This window comes from Stenotrophomonas genospecies 5, assembly GCF_054473825.1.
The window spans coordinates 1147741-1171915 of the sequence record NZ_JBTMUW010000001.1; the positions used below are offsets into that span (position 1 = coordinate 1147741).

General features: G+C 65.0%; 22 protein-coding genes. 11 read left to right on the plus strand and 11 right to left on the minus strand.

What is annotated here, in order from left to right:
• Positions 1 to 114: 114 nt before the first annotated feature.
• From ACX9OW_RS05335 to ACX9OW_RS05345, 3 genes are all read left to right on the plus strand, one after another.
• Positions 115 to 2421: a TonB-dependent siderophore receptor gene (locus tag ACX9OW_RS05335; RefSeq protein ID WP_459062007.1), complete on the plus strand. Its 2307-nt coding sequence runs from the start codon at positions 115 to 117 to the stop codon at positions 2419 to 2421.
• A 119-nt stretch (positions 2422 to 2540) separates the two neighbouring features.
• A complete protein-coding gene (locus ACX9OW_RS05340) occupies positions 2541 to 2936 on the plus strand; it encodes a hypothetical protein (protein ID WP_229765771.1) in 396 nt (131 codons plus the stop codon).
• Complete coding sequence (locus ACX9OW_RS05345) at positions 2917 to 3315, plus strand: hypothetical protein (RefSeq protein ID WP_065182258.1); 399 nt, start codon at positions 2917 to 2919, stop codon at positions 3313 to 3315. Before ACX9OW_RS05340 ends, ACX9OW_RS05345 begins: the two co-directional genes overlap by 20 nt.
• Positions 3316 to 3414: 99 nt before the next feature.
• On the opposite strand, the gene ACX9OW_RS05350 is transcribed toward ACX9OW_RS05345, so the two are convergent.
• From ACX9OW_RS05350 to ACX9OW_RS05370, 5 genes are all read right to left on the minus strand, one after another.
• Positions 3415 to 4512 carry a hypothetical protein gene (locus ACX9OW_RS05350; RefSeq protein WP_459062008.1) on the minus strand — a complete coding sequence of 366 codons (1098 nt, stop codon included), beginning with the start codon at positions 4510 to 4512 and terminating at the stop codon, positions 3415 to 3417.
• Positions 4513 to 4688: 176 nt separating this feature from the next.
• Positions 4689 to 5675 (minus strand): acrylyl-CoA reductase (NADPH), encoded by a 987-nt coding sequence (gene acuI, locus ACX9OW_RS05355; RefSeq protein WP_459062009.1) that lies wholly within the window; start codon positions 5673 to 5675, stop codon positions 4689 to 4691.
• A 78-nt stretch (positions 5676 to 5753) separates the two neighbouring features.
• On the minus strand, positions 5754 to 6515 hold the full coding sequence (acuR, locus tag ACX9OW_RS05360; RefSeq protein WP_459062010.1) for an acrylate utilization transcriptional regulator AcuR: 762 nt from the start codon (positions 6513 to 6515) through the stop codon (positions 5754 to 5756).
• Positions 6512 to 7138, minus strand: coding sequence for a LysE family translocator (locus tag ACX9OW_RS05365; protein ID WP_459062011.1), 627 nt, complete (start codon positions 7136 to 7138; stop codon positions 6512 to 6514). Before ACX9OW_RS05365 ends, acuR begins: the two co-directional genes overlap by 4 nt.
• Entirely contained in the window at positions 7135 to 8163 is a 1029-nt protein-coding gene (locus ACX9OW_RS05370; protein WP_459062012.1) for a glutathione S-transferase family protein, read from the minus strand. The genes ACX9OW_RS05365 and ACX9OW_RS05370 overlap by 4 nt, the downstream gene beginning before the upstream one ends.
• Between ACX9OW_RS05370 and ACX9OW_RS05375 the strand changes: the two genes are divergently transcribed.
• The 3 genes from ACX9OW_RS05375 (at position 8162) to ACX9OW_RS05385 (ending at position 10449) form a co-directional block, all read left to right on the plus strand.
• Positions 8162 to 9157, plus strand: coding sequence for a LysR substrate-binding domain-containing protein (locus tag ACX9OW_RS05375; RefSeq protein ID WP_231107777.1), 996 nt, complete (start codon positions 8162 to 8164; stop codon positions 9155 to 9157). The genes ACX9OW_RS05370 and ACX9OW_RS05375 overlap by 2 nt on opposite strands.
• A gap of 469 nt (positions 9158 to 9626) precedes the next feature.
• Complete coding sequence (locus ACX9OW_RS05380) at positions 9627 to 9983, plus strand: hypothetical protein (RefSeq protein ID WP_253118492.1); 357 nt, start codon at positions 9627 to 9629, stop codon at positions 9981 to 9983.
• A 187-nt stretch (positions 9984 to 10170) separates the two neighbouring features.
• Positions 10171 to 10449 (plus strand): hypothetical protein, encoded by a 279-nt coding sequence (locus ACX9OW_RS05385; RefSeq protein ID WP_053515798.1) that lies wholly within the window; start codon positions 10171 to 10173, stop codon positions 10447 to 10449.
• Between the two features lie 12 nt (positions 10450 to 10461).
• On the opposite strand, the gene ACX9OW_RS05390 is transcribed toward ACX9OW_RS05385, so the two are convergent.
• Together ACX9OW_RS05390 and ACX9OW_RS05395 are read right to left on the minus strand one after the other, a co-directional pair.
• Complete coding sequence (locus tag ACX9OW_RS05390; protein ID WP_459062013.1) at positions 10462 to 11280, minus strand: S1 family peptidase; 819 nt, start codon at positions 11278 to 11280, stop codon at positions 10462 to 10464.
• A gap of 116 nt (positions 11281 to 11396) precedes the next feature.
• Positions 11397 to 13079: an ABC transporter ATP-binding protein gene (locus tag ACX9OW_RS05395; protein ID WP_459062014.1), complete on the minus strand. Its 1683-nt coding sequence runs from the start codon at positions 13077 to 13079 to the stop codon at positions 11397 to 11399.
• 138 nt (positions 13080 to 13217) lie between these two features.
• On the opposite strand from ACX9OW_RS05395, the gene ACX9OW_RS05400 reads away from it, so the two are divergent.
• From ACX9OW_RS05400 to ACX9OW_RS05415, 4 genes are read left to right on the plus strand one after another with little or no spacing between them, the layout of a single operon-like run.
• Complete coding sequence (locus ACX9OW_RS05400; protein WP_459062015.1) at positions 13218 to 15581, plus strand: TonB-dependent receptor plug domain-containing protein; 2364 nt, start codon at positions 13218 to 13220, stop codon at positions 15579 to 15581.
• A 5-nt stretch (positions 15582 to 15586) separates the two neighbouring features.
• The gene (locus ACX9OW_RS05405; protein ID WP_459062016.1) at positions 15587 to 17050 is read left to right on the plus strand and encodes a DUF3526 domain-containing protein; all 1464 of its coding nucleotides are present in this window, start codon (positions 15587 to 15589) and stop codon (positions 17048 to 17050) included.
• A complete protein-coding gene (locus tag ACX9OW_RS05410) occupies positions 17047 to 18405 on the plus strand; it encodes an ABC transporter permease subunit (RefSeq protein ID WP_459062017.1) in 1359 nt (452 codons plus the stop codon). Before ACX9OW_RS05405 ends, ACX9OW_RS05410 begins: the two co-directional genes overlap by 4 nt.
• Before the next feature lie 9 nt (positions 18406 to 18414).
• Positions 18415 to 19125 carry an ABC transporter ATP-binding protein gene (locus ACX9OW_RS05415; protein ID WP_053515807.1) on the plus strand — a complete coding sequence of 237 codons (711 nt, stop codon included), beginning with the start codon at positions 18415 to 18417 and terminating at the stop codon, positions 19123 to 19125.
• Here the strand turns inward: ACX9OW_RS05415 and ACX9OW_RS05420 are convergent.
• The 3 genes from ACX9OW_RS05420 to ACX9OW_RS05430 all read right to left on the minus strand — a co-directional run bounded on the left by ACX9OW_RS05420 (position 19122) and on the right by ACX9OW_RS05430 (position 21918).
• Positions 19122 to 20963, minus strand: a complete 1842-nt coding sequence (locus ACX9OW_RS05420) for an asparagine synthase-related protein (protein ID WP_459062018.1) — start codon at positions 20961 to 20963, stop codon at positions 19122 to 19124. The two genes, ACX9OW_RS05415 and ACX9OW_RS05420, sit on opposite strands and share 4 nt — an antisense overlap.
• A 13-nt stretch (positions 20964 to 20976) precedes the next feature.
• Positions 20977 to 21678 (minus strand): lasso peptide biosynthesis B2 protein, encoded by a 702-nt coding sequence (locus ACX9OW_RS05425; RefSeq protein WP_111186943.1) that lies wholly within the window; start codon positions 21676 to 21678, stop codon positions 20977 to 20979.
• 78 nt (positions 21679 to 21756) lie between these two features.
• A complete protein-coding gene (locus ACX9OW_RS05430) occupies positions 21757 to 21918 on the minus strand; it encodes a hypothetical protein (RefSeq protein WP_180875215.1) in 162 nt (53 codons plus the stop codon).
• A 192-nt stretch (positions 21919 to 22110) separates the two neighbouring features.
• Between ACX9OW_RS05430 and ACX9OW_RS05435 the strand changes: the two genes are divergently transcribed.
• On the plus strand, positions 22111 to 23037 hold the full coding sequence (locus ACX9OW_RS05435; RefSeq protein WP_459062019.1) for a ParB N-terminal domain-containing protein: 927 nt from the start codon (positions 22111 to 22113) through the stop codon (positions 23035 to 23037).
• Positions 23038 to 23168: 131 nt separating this feature from the next.
• Here the strand turns inward: ACX9OW_RS05435 and ACX9OW_RS05440 are convergent, their stop codons facing one another.
• Positions 23169 to 24170 (minus strand): glycoside hydrolase family 43 protein, encoded by a 1002-nt coding sequence (locus ACX9OW_RS05440; RefSeq protein ID WP_459062020.1) that lies wholly within the window; start codon positions 24168 to 24170, stop codon positions 23169 to 23171.
• Positions 24171 to 24175: the final 5 nt, after the last annotated feature.

Genomic DNA, 24175 nt, shown 5'->3' on the forward strand with positions numbered 1-24175 from the left:
GCCGCCTGCCGCTGCCGACCTGGCCTGACTGAACAATAGTCTGGCCTGGGTTCGCCAGTGTTCCACTGGATTTCGTTGTTAAATGTGCCGCCCAAACGCGAATGACTATTATTTATGACTGGCCAGCAGAGCGCCGATGCTCCCCATTACCCGATCAACGTGCTTGCCGGTGCGGATGGGAATTCTGATCTGGAGTACAGGCGCGGGCGCCCGATGGACGCCCGATACGCTGGCCTGGCCGTGGCAGTTGCATGGGCCCTGCTGGGCGCGCCGACCGCATTTGCAGGCGAATCCGTTCCGTCGGATCGCGCGGACGAATGGACAGCGCCGGAAGAGACCGCGTTACCCACGGTTACAGTGCTGGCTCACAAGGACAAGGCGGCCACAGAGGGCACAGGATCCTATACGACGCGGGAGTCCTCTGCCGCCACGCGCATGCCGCTGTCGCTCCAGCAGACGCCGCAGGCACTGACTGTACTGACGCGTCAGCGCATGGATGACCAGCACCTGGACTCGGTGCAGGCAGCACTGGAGAGCACTTCTGGAATCGCCACGTACCAGTCGGACAGTGAGCGCACCAGCTTCTATGCGCGCGGCTTCCTGATCAATAACATCCAGTACAACGGCATACCCACGGTGGTCGGCAGCACCGTCAATGGAAGTGGCATCGGCACTCTTGATACAGCCTTCTACGACCGCGTGGAAGTCGTGCGTGGTGCATCGGGCCTGCTGACAGGTACCGGCAACCCTTCAGCCGCGATCAATCTTGTGCGCAAACGACCGACACGTGATTTCTCGGCGAGCGCTTCGCTGGGGGCCGGCAGCTGGGAGACCTATCGGAGCGTCGGCGACATCTCCACACCGCTGACCGCCGACGGTCGGATCCGGTCGCGACTGGTGGGGACATACCAGGACGGACATAGCTACCTTGATGGCTACAGGCCGCAGAGGAAGTCACTGTACGGCGTCATCGAGGCCGATCTGACCGCCGACACGACCTTCCGCCTGGGGTACGAATACCAGGACATCACGCCGAAGGGATCGACCTGGGGAGGCCTGCCACTTTGGTTCAGCGATGGTACGCAAGCGGAGTATGCGCGCTCCAGGAACTACGCGCAGGACTGGAGCTACTGGGACAACACCCTCAAGACGGCCTTCGCCGAAATCGAGCATCTCTTCGGAAACGGCTGGAAGTTCCAGGCCACCGCGAATCAATATCGGACCGAGCATGCCGCCGAGCTCCTTGGCCTGATCGGCCGACCTGATCGTGCCACAGGCCTGGGCGTGTTCCCCAACGGGGCCTATCCGGTAGCGCTGGCGTCCGAGGGGCGCAGTCGCCAGAACACGTTCGACGTCATGGCCGGTGGCCCCTTCCAGCTGTTTGGCCGACAGCACGATCTGGTCGTCGGCGCCACCCGCTCGCGGCGCAACGCATATCAGGAGGACGTCGCCCCCTTCTATGCAGGCATCTGGCCGGTGAACGTGTATGAGTTGAGCCCCTCATTCCGCAGGCCTGACTTCGATGCGATGTCCACAACGCCGACGCGAACCCGAATCAAGCAAGGTGGCGTCTACAGCGCGGCACGACTCTCGCTGGCTGGACCACTGAAGCTGATCGTCGGGGGGCGCATCAGTACCTATGAAATCGACGATGCGGCCGGTGGAGCACCGGTGCACTACAGAAAAAGTGGCGAGTTCACCCCGTACGCCGGCCTGATCTACGACATCAACGCGACGTACTCGGTCTACGCCAGCCACACAGGAGTGTTCAACCCCCAGACAGAGTATCGGGACAGCAACGGTAACGTGCTGACCCCTTCAAAAGGCAGAACAAGCGAAATCGGGCTGAAGGCAGGGCTTCTTGACGGGCGCTTGACTGCATCGATTGCCCTCTTCCACACCGAACTGGACAACGCCGCGCAATCGGTCGCCGGCACCTACACACCCAGCGGAGCGCAGGCTTACCGCGGCGCCGACGGGACCAGGTCTCGCGGTATCGAGCTGGATCTTCAGGGAGAGCTGTCCCGTGGATGGAACGTCTACGCGGGTGTCGCGCACTTCACTGCGAAGGACGGTGCCCACGAGCGCTTGAACACGCAGTTGCCCCGCACCACAGCGCAGCTTTTCACGACCTATCGGTTGCCGGGCCAATGGGACCGCTTGACGCTGGGCGGCGGCTTCAAATGGCAAAGCCGCTTCTACAACGCGCCCAACACAGGAACCAGTTCCCTGGGTGGAGAACAGGGATCCTATGCACTTCTCTCGGTAATGGGTCGCTACTCCATCACGGACAAATCCAGTGTGGCTATCAACGTCAACAACGTCCTGGACAGGAAGTACGCGCTTCAGAAGGGAGATTTCGACACCGTCGGCTATGGCGCGCCGCGCAATGTGATGGTGACGCTGGACTACAGATACTGATTCATCACTGTACCCGACAAGATCCATAGAGGCTCATCAGAGAACAATCCGCCATGCCCACCCAACCCTCCTCGCCCACCGCCCCACCCCGGCCCGGAAGTGTTCCAGACAGAGTTGCATTGCTGTGGCTGACGACTGCCGCTGGCGCCATTCTCTTCGTCACCTTCCAGCTGTTCTTCTACGTCAACGACTTCGCCAGGGCCAATGGAGCGGCACCGGCAATCACGTTTGATCACGACGCGCTCTGGGCATTTCCCGCCTATTACGGGTGCTGGATAGTGACAGTGCTTCTCGCACTGTCAAATACCCGAAGATCCCGTTGGATGGCGCTGATACTGGGGAGCGCACTTGTGCTGCTGAATACGCTCGGCGGCGTCTTCGACGGTTTCAGGGACGGTTGGCACGTCACCTTTTCCGCAATCTTCTTCATCACGCTGCCGGGCCTGTTCGCTGCAGCGACCACCTGGCGACACATCAAACTCAAGGAAGCCGCCCATGTCGATGAACAGCAGTGATTTTCCCCTGGTCTGGATGGACCTCGCGCAAGGCCCCGAACACGAACATCAGGATGACTTCGACGCATTCGAGGAAAATCTGCGCCGGGGGGAGCCCTTCGTACTTCTCACTGATACGGCGCCATCGGAGGAGCATGACCACTCGCCAGCGGAGAAGAAACGCATGGCGCTGTGGATGAAGCAGCACAAGGCCGAGCTTCGCAGGCTGGTTCTGGCGATGGTCCTGGTCGAGCCCAATCCGGCCAAGCGCGTCGCCTACAAGACGTTCTCGGTACCCTTTTCCAAGTTCTGGGGCTACCCTCTCCACATTGTCACCTCACGCGAGAAGGCAATAGAAGTGGCGAGGAATCTGCTGTCTCAATCAAACGAGACGCCCTGAGCCGCCTTCGTTGGGCGCTGTACCTGCGGCGCCTCAGCGCTCCTGACAGCATGCCTCCGAGTTCTTCAATGGAAGGTCCTGCTGAGCGCGCGAGGCCGATCAGAAGTAGAAACCGAGGTTCAGATTCAGCCGAGAATGCCAGCGCGAAGGGCCTCCCTCGCTGATGCCGATGCCGTCGCCGCCGGCAAACCACATGTTGCGTCCGGCGATCCAATCGACATAGGTGAGCATGACGCCCTTCTGCAGGCTGCAACCGGTCACGTTCTGCCACGAGTTGCGTAGGCCCGCGCGGTGCCCGACCGGGCGGGTCATGCTGAGGTTGTTATAGCAGGTGATGTCATCCAGCCAGCCCTTCCGGCCGAACGAATAGGCGATGTTGGCGCTTGGCACATCCGCCTGCGCTGCTACCTGGAAGGGGGATTGGAACGCCGAAATTGCGATGCGATCTCCGGGCACGTCATACCGGTACCGCGCCCACTGCAACTGCGCGGTCCAGCCATCGCGCGTCCACTGTGCATGCAGAGCTGCACCCTGGTGACCGTAATGGCGTCGTGTCTGTGTGTTCTGCACTTTGCCGGCGAACGCGGATGCGCCCAGCAGCAGGTCCCCGCCAGCCCAGTCGCGCGCATTCTCCACGCGTGCATGCAGCCGTTGCCGCTCGCGATACGGCAACGCCTCGGTCTGGGCGACATCGAAGGAGTAGCGATCGTAGCGAGCACCCGATCCGTATTCGTCTCCGGAGAACCAGCCGAGATGCCAGGTTGTGCTGCCGCTGCGGTGAATCACTACAAGGCCCGGATCGTAATCATCCTCGATGCCCAGGTAGTAGCCGGAGCCGAACCAGAAACTCTGCGAAACGGTAGGGAGCAGCCCGAACGGGACTTGCTGGATACCTGCCTTCAGCTGGGTAGCATCGGAGAACTGCCAGCCCGCGTAGGCGTGATGCACAGCGTCGAAACCATCGTACCAGCGGTATTGGGCAGAGAAGGAAAACGGCCCGGTCCCAGCGTCGAGGTCTGCACGCAGCAGTTCAAGCTGGAGGCGGCTGGTTGCGCCGTAGTCGAGCCAGCCGTAGTTGAACCTTACCGCGCCGCCCGGCTCGAAGTAAGCGCCGCCGTTTCGATCGCGTTCCGATGCCTCCGCTGTCAGCGAAGCGCTGACGAGCACGGCAGCGGCAATAGAGGAAATGGCTCTCACGATGGGGCTACTTGCCTCCCTGTTCCGCATGTGAAAGCGCGCAAGTGTAATGTCGCGGGCAGTGAAGAAGGCGTTGGTCGATGGTCGGCGCGGTGCAGGCCCGCGCCTTCAGGAAATGACAGAGCCCCCGGCCAGCGGCGCCACGCCCTCATCAGGCAGCGGCAACGATCCTCACGTCAACGATTGACGTTGACCACGACGCGTCCGCGGATGCGTCCTGCCATCAGGGCTTCGGCAGTGGCTACAACCTCTCCCAGGCCGATGTGCTGGGAGATGGCGTCGAGCTTGGCCAGATCCAGGTCCTTGACAAGCCGTTCCCACGCCACGAGCCGCTCTGCGGTGGGCCGCGTGACGCTGTTGATTCCCAGCAGGCTCACGCCGCGCAGGATGAAGGGCGCCACCGTGGCAGGAAAGTCCATGCCCTGAGCCAGCCCGCACGCGGCCACGGCGCCATCTTCCTTGATGGCGGCACACACATTTGCAAGTGTGTGGCTGCCCACCGAGTCAATGGCGGCACTCCACCGCTCCCGCTGAAGTGGCTTGCCTGGCTGGGACAGCACATTGCGATCAATAACCTCGCTGGCACCCAGGGACTTCAGGTAGTCGGTCTCGTCCAGCCGTCCGGTGGACGCCACGACGTTGTAGCCACGATCGGCCAGCAATGTCACAGCGAAGCTGCCTACGCCTCCGCTCGCTCCGGTAACCAGCACTTCACCGGCATCCGGAGAAAGGCCATGGCGCTCCAGCGCGATCAGACTCAGCATGGCGGTATAGCCGGCCGTTCCGATAGCCATGGCCTGCTCGGGTTGCATGCCCTTTGGAAGCGGGATCAGCCAGTCGGCGTTGACGCGTGCCAGCTGAGAAAGCCCTCCCCAGTGCCGCTCACCCACGCCCCAGCCATTGAGAACCACCTGGTCGCCCGGTTGATAGCGCCGGTCCGCCGACTCGAGCACAGTGCCAGCCAGGTCGATGCCGGGCACCATCGGAAAGGACCGCACCACCGCACCGCCCTGGCCGGTGATTGCCATCGCGTCCTTGTAGTTCAGTGTGCTGTGCGAAACCTGGACGGTGACGTCGCCCTCCGGCAGGGCCGATTCAGGCACCTGCCTGACGTCGACCTGCAATTCGTTTCCCGTCTTGTCTATGTATACGGCGTTGAACATGGCCTTCCTCCTGGGGCAGCGGCAAGGTTGCTGCACGATTTAGACTGATCGGCTACAAGCCGGCAAAGGAACATGGACTCAGCGGGGCAAGCCCGCCAGGAACGCATTGGCGAAGATCGTGAGCGGCGCAGCGCTGCGCTCAAGACGTGCTCGTTGGACAGCTCCCTCCCATCCGATCCAGAAGGCGGTGGCGATCTCGGAGCAGCGCGCGTCGGACGAGAGCTCAGCGCGCCCCCGGGCCAGTTCAAGGCACGCGGCCAGCCGGGATTCCCATCCGTTGAACACCTCGATCAATCGGGCACGGTAGGCCTGCGGCAATGTCGAGATCTCCTGGCCAAGGTTGCCGACCAGGCAGCCTCGCCGGAAGTCGAATCGTTCCAGGCCACTGCAGGCGTCGGCGACAAATCCCAGGATCCGCTCAAGCGGATCGCGTTCTTCGTCCAGCAGATGCCGGTCGAGCTTGCGGCAGAAATACTCGTCGTAGGCCTCGAGCACAGCCAAGCCGTAGGCCTCTTTGCTGTCGAAGTAGTGGTAGAACGACCCCTTGGGGACACCCAGCTGCCTGACGATTGCGTCGATGCCCGTTGCAGAGAAGCTTCGCTCCGTCAACAACGCGATCCCAGTGCGCACCAGCTCGCGCCGGGTGTCATCAAAGCCGCGATCCGCCCTCGGCGGGCGCCCCCGGCGGCGCGTAGTCGTAGTGACAGCAGGAGTCATGCCGCACATTTTAGACCGACCGTTTTCTAAATTCAAACGGGCAGGTCTGAACCCTCCGGAGCTGCCAGGCTTCGCCATTCTCAGAGCTGGAACCAGCACCCTGCCGATCATGATTGGGATCATGCGTTCGACATGTCGGCCGGAGCGAGCACGAGCAACAGCGCTGATGCGAACAGAAGCGCGCCCATCACCCTGTCAATCCAGTTGCGTGCCGCGGTTGTGTCCAGATGGCGCATCATTGAAACGCCCATCGCGCACCAGAGAGCGAGACAAAGTGCGGAGATCACCGTAAACGCTGCCGCCAGCACAAGGGAGGTCCGCAGGGGCTCGGCGCCATTGCCGACGACGGCAGTCACCGTCAGCACCAGCACCCAGCTTTTTGGATTGACGAACTGAAAGCAGAACAGCGCCACCACGCTGCCTTGCCGGACACTGGTCGGCGTGGGCACGCGCTTCTCAGGTGGCCGGAGTGTTTCCAGGACCAGGCGGGCGCCCATCCAGCACAGGTACGCCCCGCCAGCTAGAGTCATAAGGGCGTACAGGTGCGGCACGGTTTGGAATGCGGTGCTTGCTCCGGCCGCCACCATCGCCCACATGCCCAATCCCCCGGCAACGATGGCGGCGACCGCTGGCAGCGCGCTCACGAATCCGGATCGCGCGGCGATGCGCATGACCAGCAGGTTGTTGGGACCTGGCGTGATGGTGGCAACGGCGATGACACCTGCGCCGATCAGGAGAGCGCTCATCGCACCACCTTTCCGCGCTGAAGCGTCATGGGATCGACCTCAATCGCCTGCCCGGAGGCAAGCGTCACCCGCGCCGGCCCGAAGCGCTCGCGACCGTGCGCAGCCGACCAGTCCGAATCGGGTGCGGCGGCAATGATGCCGAACGGGTTGACGCTTCGATCGTGCCAGTAATACCCGTTGCGGATCACGTCGAGATCGACCGTAGCCGCGACACCGCGCCAGGAGTACAGGTCTCGCGCGTAGGCCCACAAGTGCGGGTAGTCGATCAGTCGCCGACGTGAACATTTGAAGTGGCCGTGATAGACGGCGTCGAACCGGACCAAAGTCGGGAACAGGCGCCAGTCCGTCTCGGTGATGATCAGGCCAAACAGATAGCGTGCATTCGCAAGACGCCGCTCCAACTGATCCAGCATGGCGAACACACTCTCGACAGCTTCTTCGTAGGCGTCCTGCCGTTGCGCGAAACCGGCGCGATAGACGGCATTGAACAGCCCGGCCTGGAGCGCGGCGTTGAGGGCATCGATCCGGCCGCGGAAGGCGGGCGGGACGAGCGTGAACGCACCCGCGACGTTCGCATCGGCCGCATCGAACGCGCGCATGATGTGCGACGACTCATTGCTGACGATCCTGCAGGCCTGACTGTCCCACAGCACCGGCACTGTTGCCCGGCCGGTGTAACGGGGTGCCGACAGACGGTAAATCTCGTGCAGGTGCCGGACCCGCGAGCCGCATCCCGGGACGACCCAGGAGGCACCGCCGGCCACCGCGTAGCCCTGCCTTCGCTCACCACCCGCGATCTGCACCGGCACTGCATGCTCCAGGCGCTTGAGGGCACGCAGCAGCAGGGTGCGATGCGACCACGGACAACTGGACGACGCAATGAGCCAGTAGCGACCCGGTTGTGCACGCAGTCGGCCCGCAATGCCATCCAGACCCTGCCGGAACATGCTTTCCGGTCTCACAAAGCGACCATCCATCATTGTCGAATCGGCATCGACCCAGCGGCCATCGACCAGCATTCCCATGTTCATCCTCTCCGATCTGGACTCGATGCAACATCGTGTGATGGCAAGCTGGTCCAAGGAACGCCGCTTCTGGTCTATTATTGAGTCCACCATGAAGATGCCCCTCAACGGACTTCGGGCGTTCGCCACCGTGTATGCCCACGGCGGGATTCGCTCGGCCGCGCGCGAGCTCGGCATCGTCCACTCGTCGGTGAGCCGCCATCTCGCGGAGCTGGAGCTCTGGCTGGGTGTACGGCTGGTCGGCGACGCTGCAGGCCGGCGAGGAATCACATTTACACCGCAAGGCGAGGCATTGGGCCGAGCCACGCTGTCGAGCTTCCGCGATATCGAGCGCGCAATCACCGCAGTGCAGGAAGCACGCTCCGGGCGATCGGTGACCGTATCGACCACACCTTCATTTGCGGCACGCTGGCTGCTTCCGCGCCTTCCGCGACTCGAGCAGGCGCATCCTCATCTTGAGGTGTCGGTGGTTGTAGACCAGAAGATCGACAACCTGCAGACCGGCGACATCGACCTGGCCATACGCATGGGCCGTGGGCCCTGGCCCGATGCCAGGTGCGAGCCGCTGATGGACGAAGTCCTGTATCCGGTCATGAGCCCGGCGCTGTTCGAAGCTTCCGGCCAACCGGCGCAGCCGGCCGACCTGCTCGGGACGCGGCTGGTGCATGATCGTGATCCACATGCATCGTGGGAGGCATGGCGGCAGCTGTACGGTCCGGCCTCGATGGATGTGACTGCCGGCCCGCGCTTCTCATCGTCAGACCTCGTGCTTCGGGCTGCTGTGCAGGGCCAGGGCGTCGCGCTGGCGCGCCATCGCTTTGCATTCGATGACATCGCCTCGGGCGCGCTGGTAAGGCCATTCAAAGATGCCGCTGTAGCGCTCGGCCCGGCCTACTGGATTGCGCTTCCACTGCACCGCGATGTGCGCAGCGGCGCATCGACGGTGATCGCATGGCTGAAAGAACAGGCGGCGTTTAGCGATACGGTGATCTGAGTGCCCAGCACCTTCAGATCCCTTCTGCCGCGTGTCGTGATTGCCCTGAATTCCAGGCTCCGGGACTCGAGCCATCACCACCACGACAGCCCACGCCTGAAATCAGGCCAAACCCTTGCACGATGGGCGCCTCCCTGCCCCGGCCAGCTATGCAACAATGCCGAAAGCGTCGAGGGCGTTGTCGGCATCAGCCCCAAGCCCTTGGCTTCCCGCATGACCGGGAGTAATTCTTGGCCCGCCACCGAAAACGGGTGGCCGGGCTTCGAAACCCCGGTTCTACGCTGAAGTACACGCTTGCCAGCCGGCATCACCCATCAGGTGGTGCCGGCTGGCAATCCGTCGGCCGGCTATGGCGGGCGGTGCGCGGAGGCCTTGTGCCTGCCGGTTTAGCGTAGACCGGGTTTCGAACCTCGCACCGTCCGCCACCTTCATCGGTGGCGGCTTCCGTTTATCTGTTCGGAGCCCTGCCATGACCAACGCCTACCCCCCTTCTCCGCACCCGATCCGCCTGCATCCCGCCAACGAGCCCACACCGGATCCCAACGCCTTTGCTTCACTGCTGCACAGCATCGGCGCAGGTGCCGCGTCCAACGGCCGGCCCTGGCCGGAAGGCCATCTTCCGCCAGGGCGACGCATGGCACTGTCCGACGCCGACTGTTCTCTCAATGGCCTGCGCGTGGTGATGGAAATTCTGCTTGCCGCAGAGCGCGCCCGCAAGAATGGAGAGCCTGACCAGTACGTCGGCGACCGTGTGCTGGAAGGGCTGGTCATGGCCGGCCTCGGGCTGACCACACACGCCAGTGAACGCCTGTTGCCGGAAGGCTGATGCCTCGTCCCGCGGGCGCTGGCGCTCGCGGGACACACAGTCACTCCCGTTGACCGCAGCGTCCGTAGATGTGGCCCCGCCCTGACCGGCGGGCGGCACCCGTTAACGTGACGCGTCACACCCAACCACGCACCGTTAACAGTCGCGCACTATCCTCGAAGCCCCTGAACCTTCACGAGGCGAGTCCATGACCAAGCTCCACACCGTGCTGATTACCGGCTGCCTACTGGCCCTGAGTCCGCTGGCCTCGGCCGAAACCGTGAACCTGACCAACAGCGCCGAAGGCGCCAACCGCGATGCCGGCATTGCTGCGGTCAAGAAGAAGCTGCAGGACGCCTGCACCGATCGCAAGGGCTCGCCGGATACCGACTCGTTCGAGGTGGTCTTCGAGAAGACCAGCGACAACCCCAACGTGCCCAAGCCGTACTACGTGGACGGAAAGATGAAGTGCGAGCTGCCGGGTTGAACCCGGCGACCGCTATCGACCGGCGTCGTCCCCGGACATGACGCGGTCGATCCAGCCGGCGTAGCGTGAGATGCGCACGTTGAACACCACCTGGCCATAGAAGCCGGCCTCAAGGGCGTGCTCAGGAACGGCGGTGATCCAGGAGCCGAGGCCGACCAGCTGCCAGTGGCCCTGCACATTGATGACCAGCGGGCCGCCGCTGTCGCCGTTGCCGAGCACGCCTTCAAGCGGCAGGGCGCGCGGCGGCGGATCGAAGCGGTACCAGAGATAGCGGTCGTTGCCGCCGGTGATGGCGTTGAACGCACGCCGCAGGGTGGTGCGATGCGACCCTCCGGGGATCAACCCCTCGGCGCCATTCCCGGTGGCGCCCTTCCCTATCAAGGTGGCCACCTGCGCAACCTCGCCCGCGCCCCGATAAAGCGCGACGGGCTCGACAGCGGCGACGGGCGTGGCCAGCCGGATCAGCGCGATGTCATCCGATGCCGCCAGGAACGCGTGGATCTTCCCTGCACTGCCTGTTGCCAGGGCCTCTTCGCCCAGCGCGGCCGGCATCCGCCTGAAACCAGGGTGCAGATACACACGCGCGACGGCGTAGTTGCGCCCACCGACGGTGACTTCGGCACCCATGCCGTCCATCGGTGCCGCGTGCGCGGCGGTGACCACCCAGCGCGGAGCGATCAGTACGCCGTGGCCCTCTCCCGGCAGGTCGGCCAGGGCCGGGAAGGCAGATCCATCGATGCGGTAACGGGCATCGTCCACGTCGTCACGGATGACGATGGCCCCGGCAGCAAACGGGACCGTTACAAGCATCAGGAAGAGCCAGCGCTTCATGTATTTCTGCATCCCCGTGTTCAAGTGCCCACGCTAGCCGAAATGCACCTGCCTGGTGAGCGGCATGCGACCAGAGCCCGCGCCGGCCGACGAAAGCCGGCAAAGCGGGCGCGGAATCAGGGATGCGCTGGCCTTCCAAGGGATTCGATCTGCGCCCCGCCCAGCTCCACCAACCGATCGGCGTCGGTGACGACACTGCGCCGATGGGTGATGGCCAGCACGGTCACCTCGCTGGCCAGCGCCCGGATATGACCCATGATCTCGCGTTCGGTGGCCTCATCCAGGGCCGAGCTCGCTTCGTCCAGCAACAGGATCGCGGGCTCACCATAGAGTGCGCGTGCAATGGCGATGCGCTGCCGCTCACCGCCGGACAGCTTCAGGCCACGCTCCCCGACCGTGGTCTCGAAGCGCTCGGGCAGTGCCTCGATCAAGGTAAGGATGGCAGCCTTGCGTGCGGCATGCCGCAGCCGCCCGTCATCGCGCGGGCGCCCCAGCAGGATGTTGTCGGCCACGCTCTCGTTGAGCAGCATCACGTCCTGCGGCACGACGGCGACGGCCGCGTGCCACGTCGCGCGATCGATCCGTGCCAGGTCGGTACCGTCCACCCGTATCCGGCCGTGCTGGGGCTCGATGGATTTCAGGGCCAGCTTGAACAGTGTCGACTTGCCGGTACCGGTCTCTCCCATCAGGAAGGTGATGCCGCCGCGTCCGGCGTGGAAGGTCGCATCGGTGACGCCGCGACCATTGTCATAGCGATGGCTCACTGCGTCGAACTGGAGCAGGCCGCTGCGGGCGGAGAACCGTTCGGCATGGGCCACCTGCGGTTCCTCGGGCGCGGCCCACAGGGTAGAGAGCGGTGCCAGCATGCTCCACGAGCGCGCGACGTCGTCGATGGAGCGCGCGATCATCTCCAGCGGCAGGTTGAGCTGGAGCAGCAGCAGATTGAACAGGACGATGTCGCCCACGCTCAGCTGCCCGTTCTGGTAGCCCGGCAGCAGCAGGCTGAAGGTGACGATGAACTCGATGGCCAAGCCGATGCCCAGCAGGGCAATGAAGCCTACGCGCTGCAGTACGTAGGCACGCCAGCTGTCGCGCACGCTCTGCGCCTTCTGCTCGAAGCGCTGCACCATCCAGTCGCTGCCGCCGAATTGCCTGAGCGTTTCCATGGCACTCATGGCATTGCCGACGAAGCGCGCGTTCTGCTGGCCGGCCTCGACAGCCGCTTCGCGGTGGATGCGTGCACGTCGGGTAGCGAGGGCAGATAGCGCTACGGCCACCGTGCCGTAGCCCAGCACGATGGCGACGATCTGCATGTTGATCAGCGCGCCCAGGGTGACCAGGGTCAACACGATCTGCAGGGCACTGGGAATGAAGGCCACCAGGCCCAGCTGCACGACGATCTTGAGCGCCCCCCGCCCCTTTTCGCCGGCCACCTGCAGTTCCGCTGCGTTGTATTCCACGAAGAAGCTGCTGGTCTTCTTCAGCAGGCGCGCGAAGTAGCGGGTACTGGTGATGAAGCCCAGATTCTCGCCGCTGAGGAATGACAGGTACTGCACCGTGTTCTGCAGCACGCTGCCCACCCCGAGCAGCACGGCGTAGAGAACGAACCACCCGGCCAGGACAGCTGCGCCCTGCCCGGGGAGGCGGTCGATCAACCGCGAGAACAGATAGGGCGCCGCAACGGTGGCCAGGCCGGAGAGCAGCACGGTGCCGGCAATGAGCACCAGCAGCGTGCGATCGGCTTTCCAGTAGGCCGTCAGTATTTCGCTGACAGGCGCGGGCACAGCGAACGGCTTCATCACTCTCGGTCCCCGGCGTCTCGGCGGTCCACAGGGCAACGCAGTCCCTGCACAGTTGAATGATATGATATAACATCGCTCTCAAATGCACGTGACCGTGCTGCAGGCCGATATCGGATGAGAGTGATGGACCGGGGAATGGAACAGGTATTCATGGGCGGTAGGCGCGCGTTGCTGGCTGCGAGCATCGCTGCCGCGCTGCAGATCGGAGCGCAGGCCCAAGCACAGAACGCGGGCACCGACGACGATGCACCCACGGCCACCCTGGACAAGGTGCTGGTCATTGGCAGCAACATCCGCGATGCCGTCGGCGGTGGTGCGTCGCCGGTCATCGTGATCGACCGGGAGGCCATCGACCGCACTGGCGTGGCCTCCCTGCAGCAGCTGTTCGAGAAGCTGCCGCAGAACTTCGGTGGCGGCGCCAATGGTGCCAATGTGGCCAATCTCGGTGTTGACCGTGATACCGGCAACAACTTCGGCCAGGGCACTGCGATCAACCTGCGTGGCCTGGGTACGGGGACTACGCTGACCCTGGTCAACGGCCATCGCGTGACCTCATCGAACCGCTACCAGTATGTCGATGTATCGCTGATTCCACTCAGTGCGGTCGAGCGCGTGGAGATCCTCACCGATGGTGCCTCTGCCATCTACGGCACCGATGCCGTCGGTGGCGTCGTCAACATCATCCTGCGCCAGGACTTCACCGGCTATGAGTCGTCGCTGCGGTACGGCACGGTCACCACCGGCAACATGGACGAGTACCAGGTGTCGCAGTCCGCGGGGTGGGCGTGGGACCGCGGCCGTGTGCTGGCAAGTTACGAGTTCCTGAAGCAAGGCAACCTGCCCGCCACCGACAAGGATTTCTCCCGGAACGTCACGGTCAGGCCCTACGATCTCTATCCCGGATCGAAGCGGCACAGCCTGTATGTCGATGGCGTGCAGGAGCTCAGCGATGTGCTGACGCTGAATCTCACCGGCTCGTTCGCCAAGCGCGAGATGGACACCACCATCTCCGGCACGGCCGACGAAACCCGGTTGTTCCCGCACACGCAGCAGTTCGATGTGTTCGCAGGCCTGACCCTGGAGCTCCCGCGCCAGTGGCAGGCGCGCCTGGACGCTGGATTCGGCAGGAACGAGGTGTCCTACGAGCGCACGACCATTACCGGCAGCACCGTCAGCACGGCGCCACCGACGGATACGAACTCTGAATCGCGCTATCTGGACGTGGTGGCCGACGGCGAGGTGTTCAGCCTGCCCGCCGGCCCGGTACGCGCAGCGGTCGGCGTCGGTTACCGTCGCGATGGCTATGAGCTGCTCGATCACCGTGGGCTGGAAAAGCCGCTCGATCTGCAGCGCACGATCAGGTCCGCCTTTGCCGAGCTCAACATCCCGCTGCTCAAGGAGATGCCCGGCGTTCGCAACCTGTCGCTGACCGCGGCGGCGCGCTACGACGACTACAGCGACTTCGGCTCCACCTTGAACCCCAAGCTGGGGCTGCTGTGGGAAGCCACCGAGGGACTCTCCTTCCGTACCAGCTACGGCCGCTCTTACCGCGCGCCGGTCTACCAGGACATGCAGCTGAACAACACCGTGGTCGTGGCGAACGTGCCGAACCCGAACGCGGCCAACGGCAGCACCGTCCTGATGATGCTCTCCAACGGCAATCCCGATCTCGGCCCCGAGCGTGCGAAAACCTGGACCGGCGGGTTCTCGTTCGCGCCGCCCTCCGTTCCCGGCCTCACGGTTGATGCCAACTACTATCACATCGACTATGCGGACCGGATCGGCAGCGGCTTCGGCGGCAGCTTCCCGTCCCTGTTCCTGCAGTCCACGGCTCCCTACGCGGACATCCTGACCGTCGATCCATCGCAGCAGCAGATCCAGCAGGCGCGCCAACTGGGCGTGTCGGGCCTGGGGCTGTTCGTCTCACGTGTGGGGCCGTATGCACTCCCTGCCGGTCTGGATGAGACCAGCAGCCAGGTGATCCTGGACAACCGCTTCCGCAACAACGCATACACCTCGCAGCGCGGCGTCGATCTCAACGCGTCCTATCGCGTCGATGTGGGCCAGACGCGGATCGCGATGAGCCTGGCCGGGCAGTACATCCTCGAATCGACGCGGCGCGTGACCAGCACATCGCCCGAGCTGGACGCGGTCAACGCGGTGTACTACCCGGTCGACCTCAAGCTGCGCGGCGGCCTGACCCTGGACCGGGGCCAGGCCGCAGGCGGCGTCTTCGTGAACTACGTGGACAGCTACCGCGATCCGGCCAACATCGCCCACCCACACGTCAGCTCCTGGACGACCGTCGACCTGAACCTCAAGTACCACTTCGGCGCCCCGGCCGGCGACCACGAAGGCACGTCGCTCGCCCTCAACGTGCAGAATCTTCTCGACCGGGATCCGCCCTTCATCATCAACAGCATCAACACCGGCTACGACCCCACCAATGCGACCGCGCTGGGGCGCTTCCTGTCGGTGACCCTCACGCATCGCTGGTAAGCCGGATGAGCCCGCCCTCCCCCGCCCGCTTCCGGCCTGCGTCGACGCTTCGGCAAGCTGCCGGTGTCGCGGCAACCCAGCTGACCTTGATGTGGCGTGAGCGGCGCCTGCCGTGGCTCGCCCTGGTCCTGCTGCTGCTTGCGGGCGCATCCGTTGCCACGGGTGCCGCGCGCCTGTCCCTGCAGGCGCAGGAGCGCCAGGCCGTAGCAGCGGAGGAAGCGCGGCTGTGGGACGGCCAGGGCGTGATCGATCCCCATGCCGCGGCGCATGTGGGACGCGCCATTCCCGCACCGGTGCGACCCTTGGCCGCGCTCGATCCGGGACTGACCGATGTACTGGGCACCTCGGTGTTCATCGAAGGTCACGCACAGAACCCGGCCAGGCATCGCGCGATAGACGCGGGTACCGCCCTCAGCCGGTTCGACGGTTTCTCTGCCGCCTGGGCGCTGCAGGTAGTAGCGCCGCTGCTCATCATCCTTGCCGGCTTCGCCACGCTGTCCGGTGACGTCGCCCGCGAAACCCTTCGCCAGGAACTCGGCACCGGGGCGTCGCCTGCGGTGCTGATCATCGGCCGATTGATTGCTCTGGCAAGTGCTTCCCTGCTGCTGGTGCTTGCCATGCTGGCGGCGACGGTTCCCGCTGTGGCGGGACAGAACGCCGGCTGGATGGACATCGCCGCGCTGCTGGCCATGTGCGCGGCCTACGGACTCTATCTGCTGGTGTTCTGTGCCCTCACGGTCGGTGTCTCGGCGTTGTCCAGCTCGGCGCGGACCTCGCTGGTGGTGCTGCTGGGGTTCTGGGTGGTAGCCACCGTGCTGGTGCCACGAATGGCGCCAGCGGTGGCCGAATCGCTGGATCCCACGCCCAGCGCGCCGGCATTCAGGGCCGCCGTGACGGAAGAGGCGGAGAACGGAGTGGATGGCCATGACCCTGCGGACAAGCGGCTGGACGCCCTGCGACACGCGCTGATGGCGCGCTACCAGGTCGACACGGTGGAAGAGCTTCCCGTCAACTTCCGGGGCGTGGCCCTGGAGTTCGCAGAGAGGAACTCGACGGACACCTACAACCGCCACTTCGAGCGGATCCATGCGACCTATCGGCAGCAGCAAGCAACACAGCGCGCATTCGCCTTCGTTTCTCCGGCCATCGCGCTGCAGTCATGGTCACGCGCATTCGCCCGCACCGATTTCGCGGCGCACCTGGCCTTCCTGCAGAGCGTGGAAGACTACCGCTACCGCCTGATCCAGGCACTCAATGCGGAAGTGAAGCAGCACAAGGCGCCGCAGGGGGAGAAGCATCGTGCCGACATCGCGACCCTCACCCGGTCCGTGGCCTACAGGCCGGGGCAACAGTGCCTGGCCGGCATTGCCGCGGCACAGGCGGCGAACCTGGCCATTCTGCTGGGCTGGGTGCTGCTGGCGCTTGGACTGGTGTTCTTCTCGGCCCGGCGCCTGGGGACGACCCCATGAGCAGTCTTTCCGTTGCCGGCCATGAGGTGCGCAGGCTGCTGCGCGATCGGGCGCTGCCCACCCTGCTGATGCTGCTGCTGGCGCTGGCCGCCTACGCCGCGTGGAATGGCGGGGCGTGGGTCGAACAGCGTAACGCCGCCATCGGCGTGATCCAGCTCGAAGAGCAGCACACCCATGACCGCAGCCGGGTGTTCGTCGGCAAGGCGCCCTCGGTGTTGCCGCGCGTCCAACCCGTGCTGCCGCCGGCTGCGATGGCGTCGGTATCGATCGGGCAGGCGGAGGCCTATCCCTATACGGCCGATGTGGTGGCGCTGGGCGATCGCACCCAGCTTTTCAGGAACGTGTGGGCCGACATCGGCAATCCGGCAGCGCGGGCCGCAGGCCGGTTCGATCTGGCGTTCGTCATCGTCTTTCTGCTGCCCTTGGTCATCCTGGCAGCCAGTTATGACCTCTGGGCCCGCGAGCGCGAGCGTGGCATCGCTGCGCTGGTACTGTCGCAGCCGGTCGCGGCGGGACGGCTGATTGCGGTAAAGGCGCTGGCCCGGGGCGCAGTGGTGCTGCTGCCTGCGGGAGTGATCCTGGTCGGCGCGGCGGCGTGGTCCGGTGCGGAGAGCCTTGCCGGCCTCGGCCTGCTCTCGCTGGTCATCCTTGCCTATGGCGGCTTCTGGCTGGCGGTGGCGGTGCTGATCGGCTGTTTCGCCCGACGCACCACGGAGGCGGCCATTGCGGCCGGCGGAGTGTGGTTGCTGATCGTGGTGATGGCCCCGTCGTTGACCCTCGCCGCAGTGAATCTGGCCGTTCCGCCGCCATCACAGATGCAGCTCGCGACCGACGTGAAGGCGCGGCTGGCCGCAACGGCCAGGCAACAGACACTCCATCGCCGCAGTGCTTCAACGGCTGTACGTTCTTCGACACCGGTGATTCCGGACCACGTGCGCGAGGCCTATGCCGACCTGCTGGCAACCGATCTCGACCTTGCGCCGCTGATCGAATCGCATGAGCGGGCGCAGGATGCACGCCGCCGGGTGCTGGACAACGTGCGGTTGCTGATGCCCGCGGTCGCAGTACAGGACGCGCTGGACCGCATCGCCGGCTCGGACGCGGATCGCGCGCTCGCCTTCCAGGACCAGGTCCATGCGTTCTGGCAGGCCCGTCGGTTGCTGCACAAGGCGTACCTGGATCGCGACGCGCCGCAGACACTTGCCGAATATGAAGCCCTGCCCCGCTTCCGGTTCGTGGAGCCGGCCGGCGTGGGCCGGCGTGGAGTGCGTGCCGATCTCGCGGCGCTGCTCGCCGCCACCCTGATTCTGCTGATCGCCGCCGGATCGATGCGTCGCCGGTTGGCGGCCCCTTGAGGAGCCCACATGCTTTCTGCAAAGAACCTGGTCAAGGAACACGGCACCCACCGGGCACTCGACGACGTCAGCTTCGAGGTGGGACCGGGCGAGATCTTCTGCCTGCTCGGAGCCAACGGTGCGGGAAAATCGACCACGATCAAGCTCTTTCTGGGCTTCCTCACCCCCACCTCCGGATCCGCGGAAGTCGATGGACTCAGCGCGCACCGGCACCCGCAGGAGGTGCGACGCAGGCTGCTGTACATCCCCGAGACCGTGGCGCTGTACGACGAGCTGTCCGGTCTTGAGAACCTGGACTACTTCGCGCGTCTGGCCGGCGTGGACGACCGCTCACCCGCCCGGCTGCGGGATGCACTGAGTACAGCGGGCCTGGCGCCGGATGTCTTCGGACGACGCGTGGGCCTCTACTCCAAGGGCATGCGGCAGAAGGTCGGCATTGCCCTGGCCATCGTCAAGGACGCCAAGGCACTGCTGCTTGACGAGCCAACCTCCGGCCTCGACCCCACCGCGTCGGCCGAGTTCCATGACCTGATCGTGCGGCAGCGTGATCGTGGCACCGCCATCCTGATGGCCACGCACGATCTGTTCCGCGCGCGCGAGGTGGCCACCACGATCGGCCTCATGCAGGCCGGGCGGCTGCGCAGGACATTGGATGCCACCACCATCACCGCCAACGATCTTGAGAGCCTGTACCTCGAGGAGATGAGCCGGAGCGCCTAGGCGACTCCGGCTCCCTGCCCTGCGGGCCGCTCTGCCCAGCGCCTGAGCCAGGCTTCGATGTTGACCTGCGGGCCGAAGATGCCGAGCACCTGCGACGAATGATCCGGGCCGACCCGGCGGATGCCAGCGTCGGCCGAGGCGCTGTCGATGTACCCACGCCGGGCCAGCAGCCCATCGACAAGCAGGCTGCGGATGAACGCCTGATGGCCCTGGGTGACCGCGACCGAATGATCGTCGAGGTAGGACTTCACCTTCCGCGACAGCAGAGCGTCCGGCAGCAGCCCCTGCAAGGCACGCCGTGCGATCGTCCGGTCCTCCGCGTCCGCCATGAGCAGGCGCAGCGGCATGCGCGCGAACAGTTCGACCAGCGGTTGTGCGCTGATCGGAGAGACACCGTGCCAGCGACCCGCGCCCTCGAACGGATCAAGGACGCTGGTCGGAAACACCATCCGGCTGATGTGCGCAAGCTTGTACGGTGACACCTCATGGCCTTCGTTGCGCGCATGGCGCAGCCAGGCCGGTGGCGTGACGTCCTGCTCGGTCGCGTCGACCTTCACCCATTCGCAGGGGTTGCCCCAGCGACCGTTGATGCTGGCCGGCCGCCTGAGCAGCCCATGGATCACCGCATCCTTGAGGACGCCATAAAGCGAATCGCCCGACTGTGCGGTTTCAAAGGCGACCCGGAACAAGTGGCGGTCGATGCCGCGCCGCCAGGCATGGTCGATCGCCGCAGCGTTGCCCTTGAAGCGCAGGAAGACCGCGTCGCCGCCGACGCCGGTGAACTGCACGGTATCTGCGTCAAAGGCGACATCACGGCGATGCAGAAGGTAGCCCGAGCAATGTGCCGGCCGCGCCGTCCGCGGGAAGGTCATGATCTCTTCCAGCGCGCAGTGGGGTTGCCGCCGGTACTCGACGAACCCGCAGCGCCGGCCCGACGACTCACTGGCACCGGCCACCGCCATGCGGGCGAACATCCGCTCATCGGCACCGATGCCGTCGTCATAGTGGTGGACACAGTCCACTTCCGGCATGGAAGGTGCGTGCAGCAGGCCGGCGAGGATGATGGAGGAATCCAGCCCACCCGACAGCTGCAGCTGGATACGCCGGTGCCGGCTGGCCAGGGCACCGATGCAGCCCAGCAGCGTGGAGCGCGCGAGCTGCACCGCCTCCTGCAGGTCTTCGATCGGTTCGTCGCGGGCCAGGCGCACGATGTCCCACTGGCACTGCCGGCTGACCGGCTCGCCATCGCGGATTGAAACGGCCTCCCCGGCCTCGATGGCGGTGACCTCCCTGAAGCCGGTCTGCAACCCGTCACGGAACGGAAACAGCAGCGAGTAGGACAGGAAGAGCCAGTCGATGCTGAAATCGCGCAGGCCCAGTGCAAGGCAGTCTTCCATGCTGGAGAAGACCACCGTCAGCTGATCCGCCGTCGTCATGTAACAGGGAATTTCAGCGGTGGGATCACGCAGGACGAACCAGCTCGATGACTGCGGCTGGTAGCCGAACGCTACATAGCGGCCCCAGTAGTGCTGCACCAGGGTTTTTCCCTGCGTGCGGCAGGCCGCATCGGCGGCGGCCGCATCCAGTGGCACGCGCGCGGGCACGGTATCCCGGCCGAAAGTCCTGTCGAACAGCGCGCCGAGCACGACCAGCGAGCCGCAGCGGCTGCAGTCAAGGTAGCCCGGGTTGTCACTCTGGACATAAATCGCGGCGCCGTGGTCGTTCATCACGCAGGTGATGCCGGCGTGCATGGCCTCGATGCGCTGCATCGCCTGCTGCGCCCGGGCGGTTGCGGAGTCGCAGGAGGTGTTCCAGAGCACGGCGATGTATCGATACATGCGTGAGGCGCCTCTACAGCACCAGGATGGGAACCATCCGGCGCAGGTTGAAGGGGATATCGGTCAGAACCTGATCGCCGTGCTGCAGCCAGCAGTGCGCCGCGAAGGGCTGGGTCCTGACCGCGAACACCCAGTCCGCGACGATTCCATGCCTGGACAGGAATTCGCGCATCGCCAGGCAGTAGAGAAAGCACTCGTCCGTCTTCCTGAAGGCCAACGGCCGCAGCCAGTCGAACACCCGGACGCGCAGGGCCAGCTCCTGCACGCTTACGTCCGTGCGCTGTGATCCCTGCGCACGCCTGCGCGCCGAGGACACTGTGTGGCTGAAAGGAAGGAACGTCCTGCTGCATCCGGCACGCATGCACGCGGCCATGAATCTGCGGACGTCACGTGCGGTGATGCGCGGACAACCGCGGGGTTCACCGTCGCGTATCCAGTGGCGCGGCAGCGCGATCGAAGCACTGGTCGCGGCTTTGCCTCGCTGCGGATCGTCGGTGATCAGCCCGCGTTGCAGCAGCGACTGCAACAGATCCGGCATCCGCCGGCCGTCTGCCGGCAACGGCCAACCCAGCACCAGCCCGCCCAGGCTGGCAGCACGATGGCGGTCGAGCGACAGGTATTTTCCCGTCGCCTGGTCCAGGATCACCATTGCATCGCCGGTGACACAGACATGGGCCTGCTTCGACAGGAAATAGCGCGCCGCAGGCTGTTCCATTACGTGATCTCTTCAGTCCAGGCGGAGAAGCGGTGCATGCGCAGGGCATGCACCGCAGGTCATGCATGCCGCAGTGGATCAGGGCGAGGTGGTCGGGAACACGCCATCCCACAAGGTGCCGTGGTTGTGTGCCTTGGTTTCCGAAACCACCGAGCCCAGCTCGATCAGATCACCGCCCACACCCTGGTCTTCAGGGTTCTGCTGTCCTGCCACTACACCCAGCTCAATCAGCTCGTTCATGAACATCTCCTCTTGTCAGTGGATGTATCCGGGCGTCGTGCCACGGATACGGAGCAGCCAAGCCACCATCGCTGCGCGTGTTGCAGAGCGATTGCCGTCAAGGCATGCAAATGTTATGATATAACATCTTATTTCAGTGTGACGACTGTCGCTGTCCGGCAACGTCGACACGCGTTCTCGAAGGGGAAATGGATGAGCGACCCGATCAGTGACGATGGCCTTGAGCCCACCCTTCTGCTCAAAGGACCGTTCCCGCTGCCGAGGTTCATCCGCTTCATCAGGGAGCGATGCCCGCCCGGATGCTTCGATGAGGCGATGCTGGTGGAGGAATGGAAGAGCGCCCGCGCCGACGCGCTGCGCCAGCTGAAGGAAGAGGCCAACGACGCCGACGCGGTCGAGGTGCATGCACTTCCTGCGGAGATGGCGGCGCTGGCCGACCACGCGCCACGCCAACCGTCGATGCACCGCATGACGAACAACGTGCCGCGCGCATGGCAGATGGTCGAGATCGACCGGCTGGTGGTCTTCCAGGAGTGCATCAATCTGCGCCATGTCGGCGAGCTTGCCGCGGCCTTCCCCGCCTCCCCCACGGCACAGGACATCATGGAGCTGGTTGCACGCAACGGGCGGCACGCTCACCCGCCCGTCCGCGCGTCCCGGTCCGAAGGCAGCTACACCTTTGCGTCCAGCTCCAACGACCTGCGCTTTCTGGACGTGGCGACGATCGACCCGTCCGCCATCGCCGGCTACGAACCCTTCGGTGCAGCCAGCCACGCGCTGGTCATCTATCTGGGCTTCAGCGACAACCTCGTCAGTGCCACCCGGATCGGCAACCGCCTGATCCTGACCAATGGCTCCCATCGCCTGTACCTGCTGCGCCAGCTTGGGCTCCGCCATGTACCGTGCCTGGTGACTGACGCCTCCGACAGCGACTTCAGTGACGTGCTGTTGCCGGCAGCAGTCAAGCAGGACCGTGCGTTCTATCTGGGCTCGGCACGGCCGCCGTTGTTCAGGGACTACTTCGATCCACGCCTGACCCGCATCGTGCCGGTGATCCGCAAGAACTATGCGCTGCGGGCCACGCTGGACCTGCAGAGGATCACGGTGCCGGCGGTGTAACGCAAAGCATCGGAACAATCCGGCACCTCACACCTCCAGCCCTGCGGCGGCGTTTCATCACAGCCGCGCGGCCGCCCTGGCGCCCGACAAGGCTGCTGGAGAAGCGTGAGAGCATTCGACCGCCGACGCAATCACTTCACCCCGACTCCGCGCCCGTACGGCGCACCCAGCAGCGGCATGCCGTCCTGGCTCCAATGCACCGGCTGGATGCGCGGCGAGCGCCTGGCGGTGCAGCCCATGTCCGGCCCCGGGTTGGCGTGGTAGATGATCCACGGCGCGCCGTCGGCCATCTGGAAGAAACCGTTGTGCCCCGGTGCGTACACGTTGCCAGCAGGATGCTTGGCAAGGATCGGCTGCTTCGCCTTGTGCCACGCGCTCGCATCCAGCGGATCGGCGCCCGCCTTGGCGTGCAGCAGTCCAATCGCGTAGTCATCCGACCAGCACGCACTGCCCGAATAGGTCAGGAACAGGTCGCCGCGTGGGCCCTGCAGGAACTCCGGGCCCTCCAGGATCTGCCGCCCGCCCTGTCGCTCCCACGCCTGGTCCGGCCGCGCGATGATGGTTTCGCTGCCCCGCAGGGTCCAGGGGTTGGCCATGGCCACGATGGCCAGCACGCTGTCCGGTCCTACATAGGGCGAATACACGAAGTAGCGCTTGCCGCCGGTCACGAAGGTGGTGCCGTCGATGCCGGGGTGTGCCGTGGCCAGCCGTCCGCGATCGGTCCACGTGCCCTGGGTCGGATCGGCATTGTCGTTCTCCAGCACGAACACCCCCCGATGGGCGTCTTCCTGGCCTTCGGGTGCATCGCCCGCTGCCGCCGTGTAGTAGATGTACCAGCGCCCATCAATGCGATGCAGTTCCGGCGCCCAGATCGACTTCGCATTCGCTCCCGTTGCCGGCGGACGCCACACCGTGACTTCGCGCGCGTCAGCCAGGTGCGCAAGGTCGCGGGTGGCGCGGATGGCCAGGCGATCACCGTGCGTGCCCATGTAATAGAACACGTCCCCATCGCGGGTGATCCAGGGATCCGGCCCGGAGTCCAGCAGCGGATTGTCCACCGCCGGCGTTGCGGCGGACGCGTTCGTCGATACCTGAAGCAGCGCTGCAAGCGCCATGGAAAGCGTGCCGTTCATTGCGT

What these genes read in the sequence shown, in the direction of transcription:
- ACX9OW_RS05405 (WP_459062016.1), top strand. Translation starts at nt 15,587, where the DNA reads ATGAGCCCGCCCTCCCCCGCCCGCTTCCGGCCTGCGTCGACGCTTCGG.
- ACX9OW_RS05425 (WP_111186943.1), bottom strand. Translation starts at nt 21,678, where the DNA reads ATGGAACAGCCTGCGGCGCGCTATTTCCTGTCGAAGCAGGCCCATGTC.
- ACX9OW_RS05380 (WP_253118492.1), top strand. Translation starts at nt 9,627, where the DNA reads ATGACCAACGCCTACCCCCCTTCTCCGCACCCGATCCGCCTGCATCCC.
- acuR (WP_459062010.1), bottom strand. Translation starts at nt 6,515, where the DNA reads ATGATCCCAATCATGATCGGCAGGGTGCTGGTTCCAGCTCTGAGAATG.
- ACX9OW_RS05415 (WP_053515807.1), top strand. Translation starts at nt 18,415, where the DNA reads ATGCTTTCTGCAAAGAACCTGGTCAAGGAACACGGCACCCACCGGGCA.
- ACX9OW_RS05365 (WP_459062011.1), bottom strand. Translation starts at nt 7,138, where the DNA reads ATGAGCGCTCTCCTGATCGGCGCAGGTGTCATCGCCGTTGCCACCATC.
- ACX9OW_RS05335 (WP_459062007.1), top strand. Translation starts at nt 115, where the DNA reads ATGACTGGCCAGCAGAGCGCCGATGCTCCCCATTACCCGATCAACGTG.
- ACX9OW_RS05390 (WP_459062013.1), bottom strand. Translation starts at nt 11,280, where the DNA reads ATGAAGCGCTGGCTCTTCCTGATGCTTGTAACGGTCCCGTTTGCTGCC.
- ACX9OW_RS05375 (WP_231107777.1), top strand. Translation starts at nt 8,162, where the DNA reads ATGTTCATCCTCTCCGATCTGGACTCGATGCAACATCGTGTGATGGCA.
- ACX9OW_RS05385 (WP_053515798.1), top strand. Translation starts at nt 10,171, where the DNA reads ATGACCAAGCTCCACACCGTGCTGATTACCGGCTGCCTACTGGCCCTG.
- ACX9OW_RS05420 (WP_459062018.1), bottom strand. Translation starts at nt 20,963, where the DNA reads ATGTATCGATACATCGCCGTGCTCTGGAACACCTCCTGCGACTCCGCA.
- acuI (WP_459062009.1), bottom strand. Translation starts at nt 5,675, where the DNA reads ATGTTCAACGCCGTATACATAGACAAGACGGGAAACGAATTGCAGGTC.
- ACX9OW_RS05345 (WP_065182258.1), top strand. Translation starts at nt 2,917, where the DNA reads ATGTCGATGAACAGCAGTGATTTTCCCCTGGTCTGGATGGACCTCGCG.
- ACX9OW_RS05430 (WP_180875215.1), bottom strand. Translation starts at nt 21,918, where the DNA reads ATGAACGAGCTGATTGAGCTGGGTGTAGTGGCAGGACAGCAGAACCCT.
- ACX9OW_RS05435 (WP_459062019.1), top strand. Translation starts at nt 22,111, where the DNA reads ATGAGCGACCCGATCAGTGACGATGGCCTTGAGCCCACCCTTCTGCTC.
- ACX9OW_RS05395 (WP_459062014.1), bottom strand. Translation starts at nt 13,079, where the DNA reads ATGAAGCCGTTCGCTGTGCCCGCGCCTGTCAGCGAAATACTGACGGCC.
- ACX9OW_RS05370 (WP_459062012.1), bottom strand. Translation starts at nt 8,163, where the DNA reads ATGGGAATGCTGGTCGATGGCCGCTGGGTCGATGCCGATTCGACAATG.
- ACX9OW_RS05440 (WP_459062020.1), bottom strand. Translation starts at nt 24,170, where the DNA reads ATGAACGGCACGCTTTCCATGGCGCTTGCAGCGCTGCTTCAGGTATCG.
- ACX9OW_RS05400 (WP_459062015.1), top strand. Translation starts at nt 13,218, where the DNA reads ATGGAACAGGTATTCATGGGCGGTAGGCGCGCGTTGCTGGCTGCGAGC.
- ACX9OW_RS05410 (WP_459062017.1), top strand. Translation starts at nt 17,047, where the DNA reads ATGAGCAGTCTTTCCGTTGCCGGCCATGAGGTGCGCAGGCTGCTGCGC.